The following is a 13,403-nucleotide window of genomic DNA, read 5'->3' as shown; positions in this document are numbered from 1 at the left end:
TTGCCCGCTGATTTCCGTCTGGTGGGAGCGACGACGAGGCTGCCAGAAGAACTGCCTGCTGCGCTTCGTTCCCGTTGCCTGGAAATCTTTTTCCGCCCATTAAAGGCTGGAGAAATCGGGAGTATCGTGCGTACGGCCGTGCCTAAAATGAATATGACTATAGAAGACGGCGCAGTTTCCGTGATCGAGCGCTATGCGACCAATGGACGTGAAGCGATCAATACACTGCAAATCGCTGCGGGAATTGCCTTGACGGAAGACCGCCAAGACATCCATGCTGCCGATGTGGAATGGGTGATGCACAGCAGTCAAAAATCGCCTCGCCCCGAAAAACAGGTGCATGATACGCCGCAGGTCGGATTGGTTAATGGTCTTGCTGTCTACGGTCCGAACATGGGGAGTGTGATGGAGCTGGAAGTGACTGCTTCCCCCGCAGTTATTCCTGGTCAAGGTCGAATGGCGATGACAGGAATGGCTGAGGAAGAGGAGATGGGCACCCGCAGCCGGACGATCCGCAGGAAGTCGATGGCAAAAGGATCGATCGAAAACGTTTTGACTGTCCTGAACAGAATGGGCGTCCGCCCGTATGATTATGATCTTCATATCAATTTTCCGGGAGGTATCCCTGTCGATGGGCCTTCTGCGGGCATTACCATTGCTACAGCAATCTACTCGGCGATTTTGAATCTGCCTGTCGATAATTTACTGGCTATGACCGGCGAAGTGAGTATTCATGGGAAGGTAAAGCCGGTTGGGGGTGTAGTCGCGAAGGTAGAGGCCGCCAAACAAGCGGGGGCGACCAGAGTTCTCATTCCACAGGAAAACTGGCAAAGCATTTTTGCTGATATGAAAGGGATCGAAATCATACCGGTGTCAACTGTCACGGAGGTAATCGAGCTAGCCGTACCGCAAGCTGCCATGCAAGAAGAAGAGGCGACGGGATTTACCTTGCAAATCCCAGCAGAGGATCTCGCTTCCTCTCCGCTATCCCTGTAACAGTCGGGTATGCTCGCGGATTAGACATCGGATTGTGTTTGCGCTACAATGGAAAAAAGCTTCTGCTTGCAAAGAGCCTGAGGCCTTGCCCGGCCTGAAACGAGCTCCACAAAAAATGATTGCGAGATCTTTTTTGTCTCGTTTTTTGGGGCCGGGCGGGCGTTTAAAAAACGGCTTTGAGGGCCGTTTTTGTCTGTTATAAGGCTCTTTGTAAGAGGGTAGATCAACAAGGAGAGGTGCATCCGCTTGGGCGAACGTTCCGGTAAACGAGAATTACCGCTTCTCCCGTTGCGAGGATTGCTTGTTTATCCGACAATGGTACTCCATTTGGACGTTGGACGGGAAAAGTCCATCCGCGCATTGGAGCAAGCCATGGTAGACGATAACAAGATTTTGCTTGCGACACAGGAAGAGGTCCATATAGAAGAGCCAGATGCTGAGCAAATCTACAGTATTGGTACTGTTGCGCGTGTGAAACAAATGCTGAAGCTGCCGAATGGGACAATCCGTGTATTGGTAGAAGGTTTGCAGCGCGCGAAGATCGAGGAGTATCTTCAACAGGAAGATTATTTCGTCGTGTCGATTACATATTTGCAAGATGAAAAAACAGAGCAAAATGAAGTGGAAGCTTTAATGCGTTCCTTGCTGGGCCACTTTGAGCAGTACATCAAGCTGTCCAAAAAGGTTTCTCCGGAGACATTAACCTCTGTGCAGGACATTGAGGAACCGGGACGTTTGGCAGATGTGATTGCTTCGCATTTGCCGCTCAAGATGAAGGACAAACAAGAAATTTTGGAGACGACCAACATCAAGGAACGTCTCGAAATTCTTTTGACCATTTTGAACAACGAGCGCGAGGTACTTGAGCTGGAGCGCAAGATCGGCAACCGCGTGAAGAAACAGATGGAGCGCACGCAAAAGGAATACTACCTGCGTGAGCAAATGAAAGCTATCCAAAAAGAGCTGGGCGATAAGGACGGACGCCAAGGCGAAGTAGATGAGCTGCGTGCTCAGCTCGAAAAATCGGACGCTCCTGAGCGGATCAAAGCGAAGATCGAGAAGGAGCTCGAGCGTCTGGAAAAGATGCCGGCGACTTCTGCGGAAGGCTCGGTCATCCGTACGTATATCGATACCTTGTTTGCACTGCCTTGGACGAAGACGACAGAAGATAATCTGGATATTCTTCATGCACAGCAAGTTCTCGATGAAGATCATTACGGCTTGGATAAACCGAAGGAACGTGTCTTGGAGTATTTGGCCGTACAAAAGCTGGTAAACTCCATGCGTGGACCGATCCTTTGTCTGGTAGGCCCTCCGGGTGTCGGGAAAACATCTCTGGCTCGTTCCGTAGCGCGTGCAATCGGGCGCAATTTCGTTCGCATCTCCTTGGGGGGAGTACGCGACGAAGCAGAGATTCGTGGACATCGCCGCACGTATGTAGGTGCTCTCCCGGGTCGAATTATCCAAGGTATGAAGCAAGCTGGCACGATTAACCCTGTCTTTTTGCTGGATGAGATCGACAAGCTCGCGTCTGATTTCCGTGGAGACCCTGCGTCTGCCCTGCTCGAAGTACTCGATCCAAACCAAAATGATAAATTCAGTGATCACTATATCGAAGAGACCTATGATTTGACGAACGTCATGTTTATTACGACCGCAAACAGTCTCGATACGATTCCGCGTCCGCTTTTGGACCGGATGGAGGTCATCTCGATTTCCAGCTATACCGAACTGGAAAAGCTGAACATTTTGCGTGATTACCTCTTGCCGAAGCAAATGCAGGATCACGGTCTGGGCAAAGATAAGCTGAAAATGAACGACGACGCGATGCTGAAGCTCGTTCGTCTGTATACGCGAGAAGCGGGTGTTCGCAACCTCAATCGCGAAGCAGCTAACGTTTGCCGCAAAGCTGCCAAGCTGATCGTGAGCGGTGAGAAGAAGCGAGTCGTGGTTACGGTCAAGACGTTGGAGGCACTGCTCGGCAAACCGCGCTACCGCTATGGACTGGCGGAGAAAAAAGATCAAGTCGGCTCTGTTACGGGTCTGGCTTGGACACAAGCAGGCGGAGATACGCTGAATGTAGAAGTCAGCATTTTGCCTGGAAAAGGAAAGCTCACCCTGACAGGGAAACTGGGTGATGTCATGAAGGAATCTGCGCAGGCTGCATTCAGCTATATTCGCTCCCGTGCAGAGCAGTGGGGAATTGATCCGTCCTTCCACGAGAAGAACGATATCCACATCCACTTTCCAGAAGGGGCGATTCCAAAAGACGGTCCTTCTGCTGGGATTACAATGGCAACCGCGCTCGTATCCGCCCTCACGAAAATCCCTGTGAAAAAAGAAGTGGGGATGACCGGGGAGATTACGTTGCGAGGTCGGGTTCTACCCATTGGCGGGCTGAAAGAAAAATGCATGTCTGCTCACCGTGCAGGTTTAACCACGATCATTTTGCCAAAAGACAACGAGAAGGATATCGAGGATATCCCGGAGAGCGTACGCGGTGAACTGACATTCTATCCAGTTGATCATTTAGATGAAGTGCTGCGTCACGCGCTAACTAAACAGCCAGTAGGTGACAAAGCATGAAGGTAACATCATCAGAGTTTATTATCAGTGCGGTTGGACCAAAGCAGTATCCGACTGATGGTCTCCATGAGATCGCGTTGGTAGGACGCTCTAACGTAGGAAAATCATCCTTGCTCAATAAAATGATGAACCGCAAAGGTCTTGCCCGGATTAGTTCTCGTCCGGGTAAAACCCAGACATTGAACTATTTCCGTGTCAATCAAATGCTCTACTTCGTTGACTTCCCGGGTTATGGGTATGCAAAGGTAGCGAAGACAATCAAGGAACAATGGGGAAAAATGATCGAGGGCTATTTGAAAAACCGGAAAGAGCTTCGATTCATTATTCAACTGGTCGATATTCGCCATGCTCCGAGCAAAGACGATATTGCAATGTACGATTGGTGTAAGCAAATCGGGATTCCTACCGTAGTTGTAGCGACGAAAGGTGATAAAATCGCTCGTGGGCGTTGGCTGCAGCATACGAAGATCATCCGTCAAAGCCTGAATTTGCGCGGGGATGATACGATTATTGTATTTTCCTCAGAGACAGGTCAAGGCAAGGATGAACTGTGGGCAGAAATCATGCGTCGTATCCGTGCTGGCGAGGAAATAGCCAAGGAGACGGCTAGCAAGGCTGAGGAGACTGCTCCAGCCAATGAGTAATTCTTAGACCCAATTCGTCGTGGGGAAGGGAGCATCTGAGTGAGCGGGAGAGCTTGCTTTGCTGTACGTGGTGTGATCGAAGGCTTTTATGGAACACCTTGGACACATGAAGAGCGGCTGGATATGATCGACTTTTTGCACCGACATGATTACAATGCGTATTTCTATGCCCCAAAAGATGACGAGTATCTGCGGGAACGCTGGATGGAGCCGCTTCCTGCGAAAGCCAATCAACAGTTAGACGAGCTGATCCAGCGGGCACAGACTTGCAACATGCAGTTTATTTATTGCTTGGGTCCTGGACTCAGCATGGAATATACGAATCGTCAGCATTTGGAGCTGTTGGGCAGGAAGTATCGGGATTTGTACGATCGTGGTGTGCGTTACTTTGCACTATTGTTCGATGATATTCCCATGCACCTGTTACATGAGAAGGATCTAGCCGAGTTTTCCCATTTGGCGGAAGCGCATGCCCATACGACGCTTTATGTGTGGGATTTGATACGTAGCTGGGGCGATCCAGTCAAGCTGGTGGTCTGTCCTACACAATACAACGGGATTGGAAAAGAAGCGTACATCATGTACCTCGGCCAGCATTTGCCGATAGAAATCGATTTGTTTTGGACGGGACGATTCGTCTGCTCGCCCTATCTGACAGACGGCGATGCGATTCGTTTTCAAGAGTACTCGGGTCATCAGCCATTTTATTGGGACAACTACCCGGTGAATGATTTGGCGATGGCGAACGAACTACATATCGGTCCATTGCGTCATCGTGACCCTGACTTATGGCAATATGCAGCAGGCTATGTGGCGAATGCGATGTCTAGACCAGAATGCTCGAAGATTCCTTTGATTACGACGGCAGCTTATTTACGAGATCCGATCGGCTACGATCCTGAAATGGTATGGAAACAAGCCGTAGAGGAAGTAGCGGGACAAAAGGATGCGGATGCTTTCTTCACCTTTGCGAATAACGTGCAAAGCTCGTTTTTATGCGAGGTGGAATCGCCACGATTGCTAGAAGCGATCCTGACCTTCCGCTTTCATTTTTTGCAGGGAGATCGGCAAAAAGCCATTGCGGACTTGACGGCTCTTTTCCAAAGGATGGAAGCGGCGGCTGACAAGCTGTTGGCAGGGATGACGAATCAGAAGCTTGCAGAAGAAACGAGGCCGTGGGTGGAGAAGTTCCATCTATGGACCAAGGTCGGTCTGTCGGCAGTCGCTCTCATTGATCATGGGACAAGAGGGCGACTGCCACAAGCGGCGTATCATCTGCTCCGGCTCAAGCGGTGGCTCAAACGAACGGAGCGTTACCCGCAAGAAGTGTGCGGACCAGTCATGCAGCTTTTTGTGGATGCCGTAATGCTAGAGGTCAAGAAGAGCTCATAAAAAAAGTTCCTTTCCCGCAGGGGAGAAGGAACTTTTTTGCTTTTCGCATCAGGCAGATTCACGACCGTCATTTGGTTTTCTCTGACGGAAATTCCGCAACCATTCTTGAATCGGCAGCTCAGCCAGAATCATGCCGGCAAAAATCAGGAGACATCCGGTCAACTGTCTTCCACTCAGGACTTCATGAATAAAGACGTATGAGGTGAGTGCGGCAAATACGGGTTCCAAAGCAAAAATGAGAGCGACCCTCGTCGAGCTGGTTTGTTTTTGCAAGGCCGTCTGCGCGAGAAAGGCCAGTGCCGTGGCGAAAATAGAAGTGATGATCAAACCAAAGGCCACCTCGGGTATGAACAAGATCGCCGGATCAAAAGCACGACTCCAATCCTCGAAGAAAAAGGCGTACAGCCAGCTCATTACACCTACCGTACCTAATTGCGTAATAGCAAGGGGCAATGCTGCAAAATGAGGTGCGTATTTGCCGGTAGAGACGATTTGCATGGCGAAGCAGATGGCACCGACGAATACCAGGGCATCACCGAGATTAAAGGAGAACGACTGATTCTGCGTCAGCAAATACAAGCCGAACGCTGCTAGAATCACACCGACGATAGCGAAAGGTTTGACGCGCTCACGCAAAAGCAAAAATGAGAAGAGCGGCACCAATACGACGGATAAACCAGTGATAAAGCCAGCTTTGGAAGGTGTTGTATACAAAAGTCCTACGGTCTGCAAGGCGTATCCCAGACAGAGCCAAAAGCCGAGGATGACGCCGGCACGAAGCAGTGGCCCTTTCCATTCAGAGGTCTGCCTACGATGACGATTGCGGATGAAATAGATGATCAATAAAAATAACGCAGCAATGGTAAAGCGTACGGCGTTAAACGTATTGGGAGGCAGCGATGCGATTGCCTGCTGTACGATCAAAAACGTGGTTCCCCAGATAAAAGCGACGAGGAGCAGCGTTATGTCTGCCATCCATGGTTTTCTCAAAGCTTCTTTCCTCTCCTTTCTGGCATTTTCACAATTTTTCTTCTGCTTGCATGTATAGCCGACATCATAAGGTATTCCTAGAAGGAACGCAAGCGGATTATCTGGGATATACCCAAAGTACACTCCGTTAATAAATTTTTCACAATTACTCCTATCCGATTCGGGACATAATGATATAATGATAGTGCATTTTACATATGCCGCTAACAGGTTTGTTATTCTGGGAGGACATTATGGATATTCTTTTGCTGGGTTTAAACTACAAAACAGCCCCTGTCGAAATTCGCGAAAAGTTTACATTCAGCGACGATGGGACAGCACGCGCTCTTCATCTTCTCTCCCAGACGAAGAGTATCGCAGAATGTATCATCCTGGGAACGTGCAATCGGACGGAAATTTACGTCGTTTGTGACCAGGCGAATATTGGCCGAGACTATACTCGCCGCTTTTTGGCAGAATGGTTCGGCGTGGAGAAAGAACAATTTAAGGATCATCTCTATATAAAAGAGAACGAACAGGCAATCGAGCACTTGTTCCGAGTCTCTTCCGGTCTTGATTCGATGGTAATGGGAGAAACACAAATCCTCGGACAAGTCCGGGATGCGTTCCTGTTGGCGCAGGAGCGTCAAACGACAGGGACTGTCTTTAATACCTTGTTCAAGCAAGCGATTACGTTCGCCAAGCGTGCCCATACAGAGACAGCGATTGGACAAAACGCGGTTTCTGTCAGTTACGCTGCTGTCGAACTGGGGAAAAAGATATTCGGTTCCTTTGCAGGGAAGTCTGTCCTGATCGTCGGAGCGGGCAAAATGAGCGAGCTGACAGCCAAGCACCTGCACGCAAATGGTTCGGAACGCGTCATGGTAGCGAATCGTACATTGGAGCGAGCGCAGCTTTTGGCAGAAAAGTTCAAGGGTGACTCCTGTACGATGGAGCAGTTGTCAGAGGCACTGCTCACAGCAGACATCGTCATCAGCTCGACCGGAGCGACAGGTTATGTCCTCGGCAAAAAAGAACTGGCTCCGATCATGAAACAAAGGAAGCATCGTCCGTTGTTCATGGTGGATATCGCAGTTCCTCGCGACCTGAATCCTGACTTGCATGATCTTGATAACGTCTTTTTATATGATATTGACGATCTCGAGGGCATCGTTGCGAGTAACGTTGCGGAACGTTCTCGTGAAGCGGAACGTCTGGATGTCATGATTCAAGAAGAGATCGTGGCATTCACGACCTGGTATCAGACGCTTGGCGTGGCGCCACTCATCGCTGCACTGCGTGACAAGGCAAATACGATCCAAAGCGAAGCGATGCGAAAAATCGAAAACAAGCTGCCGAATCTGTCTGAGCGGGAGATGCACATCATCCGCAAGACAACCAAGGGTATTGTCAATCAACTGTTGCACGATCCGGTCGTGCGTTTAAAAGAAATGGCAGCTACCAAAGATGGGGAAGAAGTACTGGATATTTTCGAGAAAATGTTTGCGTTGGAGGAGATCCTGGAGCGAAAAGAACAGGAAGCAATCTGGGCTCACGATAAAAATAAACAGACATCTTCTTCTCGGGAGCAGGTATTGGCCTCCAGGTTCCCTGACTAAGCTGACCTGACAATCTATCTGCTACTAGAGGTTGTTCAAAAAGTCGTCTTTTGATCACGAAGTAGCTCAGAAAGCTAATTCAACATCGAATATGGCGTTCACCTCCGAAGTCCGGTGCTCATGTAGATTACCTACACTCCGCTCCTCCTTCGTTCGGTTCTCGCCATCTTCTCGGTGCTAAAAAGCCGACTTTTTGAACACGCACTGTTAGAAACCGATTGGGAAAGTGGGGGAGAGAGTGCATGGCCGAGGTGAGATGGATCTACGACTTGACGATCTTTCTCTACGCTGCAAGTGTTCTCTTCTATTTTAACGACTTCTTGCAAAGCAACCGGAAAGTCAATCGTCTGGCTTTCGGGTTGCTTGTTGTCGTTTGGGCCTTGCAAACCGCATTTTTTGTCTCGCAAGCAGTCATGAAGGGGTATTTTCCAGTCATTACGCTGTTTGAGACGCTCTTTTTTTATTCATGGGTGCTGGTAGGCTTGTCGCTTATCATTCACTATTTTTTTCGGATTGATTTGCTGGTTTTTTTTACTAATATTATCGGATTCGTCGTGCTCGTCATGTCGATGTTTTTGCCGGAAACGCCGATTGAGGCTGTATCGAGTATCTTGACCTCTGAGCTATTGTTGACACATGTGACACTGGCCATGTTCAGCTACGGGGCGTTCTCGCTCTCCATGATCTTCTCGGCCATGTACCTGCTTCAGCACAAAATGCTCAAGGAAAGACGCTGGTCGCCGTTGCTCAGGCGTTTGCCCAGCCTTGATCAACTGGAAGGCTACGCGTACCGAATGAACATGCTGGGTGTACCGATGCTCTTGCTTTCGATTGTATTAGGGATCATATGGGGTAAAATGGTTTTGCCGGAGAAATTTCTGCTAGATTCAAAAGTAGTGCTCTCCATGTTGGTTCTTGCGATTTATTCGCTATGGCTGTACCAACGCTATCGGGATACGGTGCAGATGCGCAGACTCGCGCAGTGGAACGTCCTGGCGTTTTTGTTACTACTTATCAATTTTTTAGGCTTCACTACTTCTACATTTCACGACTGGTGGTAGGGGCTGCTCATCAAGGAGGCTGTCATGGGAAAATGGAAAGTGGGAACGCGTCGCAGCAAATTGGCGCTCACTCAAACGAATTGGGTCGTAGATCAACTGAAGGGGTTCGCACCTGAAGCTGATTTTGAATTGCATGAAATCGTGACAAAAGGCGATCGAATCCTCGATGTGACCTTGTCCAAAGTAGGCGGAAAAGGGCTGTTTGTCAAAGAAATCGAGCAATCCTTGTTCGATAAGGAAACCGATTTTGCGGTACACAGCTTGAAGGATATGCCGGCTGAATTGCCAGAGGGCTTGGTAATCGGCGCGATCCCGAAGCGTGTTGATCCTCGGGATGTTCTGCTTTCCAAGGATGGCAAGACGTTGGATGAACTGCCACAAGGAGCTTTGGTAGGGACTAGTAGCTTGCGCCGTTCTGCACAAATTCTCGCACATCGCCCTGACATTCAGATTGAATCTCTGCGTGGAAATATTGATACGCGCATGCGCAAGCTTGCGGAAGGTAATTTTGATGCGATCATCCTCGCTGCGGCTGGACTTGAGCGCGTGAATTTTGAAGGGGAAATCTCGCAGTTCCTGCCTGTTGAAATCAGCTTGCCAGCAGTCGGTCAAGGTGCGCTTGCCATCGAATGCCGTGCAGACGATGAGGAGACACTCGCTCTCTTGAAGCAGTTTGATGACGCACCGACGCGTTTGGCGGTAACAGCAGAGCGCAGCTTCCTGCACAAACTCCAAGGCGGCTGTCAGGTGCCGATTGGCGCATATGCGACAGTTGGTGAGAACAATGAAATTACTTTGACAGGAATGGTTGGCTCCCCAGATGGGAAGCAAATATTTAAAAACACGGCGACTGGCCAAGATCCGTTAGCGCTGGGCATTCAAGTGGCGGAAGCCCTCTTGGCACAGGGAGCGGGAGAGGTGCTTGCGCAAGTCTTGCGGGAGAATGAGCAATGATTGTCCACGGATCGCACAAGCCGCTGACTGGCAAGTGCATCATGGTTACGCGGGCGAGAAGTCAAGTTCGCGAGCTCGTTGAACAGATCGAGCGGTTAGGTGGAGAAGCATACGCATTTCCTCTGTTAAAAATGATGCCGCCGACGGACACTGCCAAGCTCGACGAAGCCATCACCCAGTTGCCAACATACGACTGGGTAGTCTTCACGAGTGTGAATGGCGTGCGCTTCTTCTTGGAGCGCATGCGCGAGGTCAGGGTAGGACTCGATGCGTTCACTGGCAAAATTGCTGCGGTCGGCCCGAAGACGGCTCAGGCGCTTGAGCATCACGGGCTCGAGGTAGCTGTCATCCCATCTGATTACGTGGCGGAAGGCTTGCTGTCGAGCTTGTATGATCAACTGCTTCCTGGTCAGCGCGTTCTGCTGCCTCGTGCAGATATTGCCCGCAAGGCACTGCCTAAGGAGTTGGCTCGCTTGGGACTTGCTGTGACTGAAGTAGACGTGTATCACACTGTCATTGATGCAGAGCAGGCCCCAGACGCAGCGGAAAAGCTCCAGCAAGGTCTCATCGATATCATCTTGTTTACCAGCTCTTCAACGGTGACGCATTTTATGGCAGCGATGGAGCCCTATACATCGCTTGACTGGCTCAAGCATGTTCAGATAGCCTGTATCGGACCAATAACGGCAGATACAGCAAAACAAAACGGGCTTTCTGTTCATGTGGTAGCGAGTGAGTACACCGTGGAAGGTTTACTAGTAGCTATCATAGAGAATCTGGGAGGGAATCGACATGGCACAAACATTTGACCGTCATCGCCGTCTTCGCAAAAGCGCGGCAATGCGCAATCTGGTGCGGGAGAACCACGTACGGGTGGAAGACTTGATTTATCCGTTGTTCGTAGTGGAAGGAACCGGTATTAAGAATGAGATTCCGTCCATGCCAGGCGTGTATCAGCTCTCCTTGGACACACTAGCCGAAGAGATGAAGGAAATCGTAGCTCTGGGAATTCAAGCTGTTTTGATGTTTGGGGTACCAACACATAAAGACGCATGTGGAACAGAGGCGTACAATGATGATGCGATTACCCAACAGGCAATGCGTCTGATCAAGGAAGCCCATCCAGAAATGATCGTGATTGCAGATACGTGCCTGTGTGAATACACCGATCATGGTCACTGTGGTGTGATTCACGAAGGCGAAGTCGTGAATGACGAAACATTGAAGCTTTTGGGTCAGACCGCGGTTTCTCAAGCAAAAGCTGGAGCAGATATTATTGCACCATCCAACATGATGGATGGTTTCGTGATTGCAATCCGTGAAGCTTTGGACGAGGCTGGCTTTGAGCACATTCCGATCATGTCCTATGCGGTGAAATACGCTTCTGCCTTCTACGGACCGTTCCGCGATGCGGCAGGCTCGACTCCACAATTCGGCGATCGCAAAAGCTATCAAATGGACGCGGCCAATGCACGTGAAGGTCTTCGCGAAGCAGCTTCCGATGTAAAAGAAGGCGCGGACTTCTTGATTGTGAAGCCAGGTCTTGCTTTCATGGACATGGTTCTTCGTCTGCGTGAGAACTTCAACCTGCCGATCGTGGCTTACAATGTGAGTGCAGAGTATTCTATGGTAAAAGCGGCGGCTCTGAATGGCTGGATCGATGAAGAGCGTATCGTTATGGAAACGTTGGTTGGTTTCAAGCGTGCAGGTGCAGATTTGATCATTACGTACCATGCAAAAGATGTTGCAAAATGGCTGGCGAGGTGAGCACGAGATGAATAGAGAAAAATCTACTCAGTTATTTGCAGAAGCACAGCATTACATACCAGGCGGAGTAAACAGTCCGGTTCGTGCCTTTAAGAGCGTAGGAGGCAATCCTGTTTACATCGCAAAAGGAGAAGGCTCCCGTATTTTTGATGTGGATGGTAACAGCTATATTGACTACATCGGCTCGTGGGGTCCATTGATCTTGGGACATGCGCATCCGCGTGTCCTTGCAGCGATTACGGAAGTAGCTGCGCTTGGAACCAGCTTTGGCGCACCGACTGAGCGGGAAACGGAAATGGCAAAGCTCGTTTGTGAGATCGTGCCATCTGTAGAAGTCGTGCGTATGGTGAACTCCGGTACAGAGGCGACGATGAGCGCTCTGCGCCTCGCGCGTGGCTATACCAAACGTAACAAAATCATGAAGTTCGAAGGCTGCTACCATGGTCATGCCGACAGCTTGTTGATCAAGGCTGGTTCCGGTGTGGCTACACTAGGACTTCCAGACAGCCCAGGCGTACCTGAAGGAACAGCACACAACACGATTACGGTTCCTTACAATGATCTGGAAAGCGTCAAACTGGCATTTGAAACGTTTGGCGATGATCTGGCAGCAGTTATTGTGGAGCCAATCGGCGGCAACATGGGGGTTGTTCCTCCACAGCCAGGCTTCCTTGAAGGACTGCGTGATATTACGGAGAAACATGGGACACTGCTCATTTTCGATGAAGTCATGACTGGCTTCCGTGTAGCATTGGGTGGTGCACAAGAGCTGTACGGCATTACCCCTGATTTGACAACGATGGGGAAAGTCATCGGCGGTGGCTTGCCAGTAGGTGCATACGGCGGCAAACGGGAGATCATGCAGCAAGTAGCTCCAGCAGGACCAATCTATCAGGCAGGGACGCTGTCGGGTAATCCTTTGGCGATGGCAGCAGGCCTGACTACTTTGCAAGAGCTCAGCAAACCAGGCGCTTACGAGCGCTTGGAGAAGATGTCCGCTCGTTTGGCTGAAGGCTTGGCTGACAATGCCAAGAAGCTGGGCATTCCGCACACGCTCAATCGCGTAGGCTCCATGGTTTGCCTGTTCTTCACAGAGACGTCAGTTATCAACTACGAAACGGCGAAAACATCCGATCTGGAGCGTTTCTCGGCATACTTTAGCTATCTGCTGGAGGAAGGCATCATGATCCCGCCGTCCCAGTTTGAGGGTATGTTCGTTTCCTTGGCACATACTGATGAAGATATCGAACGGACGATTGAAGCAAGCTACCAAGCGATGAAAAAAGCGTTTGAATAAAGAAGGAAAAGAAGGGAGCACTTCCTAGCTGATGCAGGAGGTGCTTTTTTTGATTTTTTTGCAGGATTTTTCCACCTCCTGTCAAAATACGAAGGAAAATGCAGCTGATGAGGTGGAG

Annotated in this window: 11 protein-coding genes; 10 read left to right on the top strand and 1 reads right to left on the bottom strand. The window is 49.9% G+C overall.

Annotated features, from left to right (window positions below; genetic code table 11):
* The 4 genes from HP568_RS20335 to HP568_RS20320 all read left to right on the top strand — a co-directional run.
* Positions 1-996 (top strand): S16 family serine protease (locus HP568_RS20335; RefSeq protein ID WP_305852944.1); only part of this gene is annotated, 996 nt, incomplete at its 5' end.
* Positions 997-1,242: 246 nt separating this feature from the next.
* Positions 1,243-3,582, top strand: coding sequence for an endopeptidase La (gene lon / locus HP568_RS20330; RefSeq protein WP_048032072.1), 2,340 nt, complete (start codon positions 1,243-1,245; stop codon positions 3,580-3,582).
* The gene (gene yihA / locus HP568_RS20325) at positions 3,579-4,226 is read left to right on the top strand and encodes a ribosome biogenesis GTP-binding protein YihA/YsxC (protein ID WP_048032073.1); all 648 of its coding nucleotides are present in this window, start codon (positions 3,579-3,581) and stop codon (positions 4,224-4,226) included. Before lon ends, yihA begins: the two co-directional genes overlap by 4 nt.
* Before the next feature lie 39 nt (positions 4,227-4,265).
* Positions 4,266-5,618, top strand: a complete 1,353-nt coding sequence (locus HP568_RS20320) for a protein O-GlcNAcase (protein ID WP_173630060.1) — start codon at positions 4,266-4,268, stop codon at positions 5,616-5,618.
* A 48-nt stretch (positions 5,619-5,666) separates the two neighbouring features.
* Here the strand turns inward: HP568_RS20320 and HP568_RS20315 are convergent, their stop codons facing one another.
* Positions 5,667-6,608, bottom strand: a complete 942-nt coding sequence (locus HP568_RS20315; protein ID WP_305852943.1) for a DMT family transporter — start codon at positions 6,606-6,608, stop codon at positions 5,667-5,669.
* 233 nt (positions 6,609-6,841) lie between these two features.
* On the opposite strand from HP568_RS20315, the gene hemA reads away from it, so the two are divergent.
* The 6 genes from hemA (at position 6,842) to hemL (ending at position 13,285) form a co-directional block, all read left to right on the top strand.
* Positions 6,842-8,206 carry a glutamyl-tRNA reductase gene (gene hemA, locus HP568_RS20310; protein WP_173630058.1) on the top strand — a complete coding sequence of 455 codons (1,365 nt, stop codon included), beginning with the start codon at positions 6,842-6,844 and terminating at the stop codon, positions 8,204-8,206.
* 242 nt (positions 8,207-8,448) lie between these two features.
* On the top strand, positions 8,449-9,267 hold the full coding sequence (locus HP568_RS20305) for a cytochrome C assembly family protein (protein ID WP_048032076.1): 819 nt from the start codon (positions 8,449-8,451) through the stop codon (positions 9,265-9,267).
* Between the two features lie 24 nt (positions 9,268-9,291).
* Positions 9,292-10,221: a hydroxymethylbilane synthase gene (gene hemC, locus HP568_RS20300; RefSeq protein WP_048032077.1), complete on the top strand. Its 930-nt coding sequence runs from the start codon at positions 9,292-9,294 to the stop codon at positions 10,219-10,221.
* The gene (locus HP568_RS20295) at positions 10,218-11,030 is read left to right on the top strand and encodes a uroporphyrinogen-III synthase (protein ID WP_173630057.1); all 813 of its coding nucleotides are present in this window, start codon (positions 10,218-10,220) and stop codon (positions 11,028-11,030) included. The genes hemC and HP568_RS20295 overlap by 4 nt, the downstream gene beginning before the upstream one ends.
* Positions 11,014-11,988 (top strand): porphobilinogen synthase, encoded by a 975-nt coding sequence (gene hemB, locus HP568_RS20290; RefSeq protein ID WP_056497623.1) that lies wholly within the window; start codon positions 11,014-11,016, stop codon positions 11,986-11,988. Before HP568_RS20295 ends, hemB begins: the two co-directional genes overlap by 17 nt.
* A gap of 7 nt (positions 11,989-11,995) precedes the next feature.
* A complete protein-coding gene (gene hemL, locus HP568_RS20285; protein WP_173630056.1) occupies positions 11,996-13,285 on the top strand; it encodes a glutamate-1-semialdehyde 2,1-aminomutase in 1,290 nt (429 codons plus the stop codon).
* The last annotated feature ends 118 nt before the right edge of the window (positions 13,286-13,403 follow it).

Source organism: Brevibacillus sp. MS2.2, assembly GCF_013284345.1.
Taxonomy (GTDB): domain Bacteria; phylum Bacillota; class Bacilli; order Brevibacillales; family Brevibacillaceae; genus Brevibacillus; species Brevibacillus brevis_C.
The sequence above is the reverse complement of the archived record's forward strand: the minus strand, read 5'-3'. Positions and strand labels throughout refer to the sequence as shown.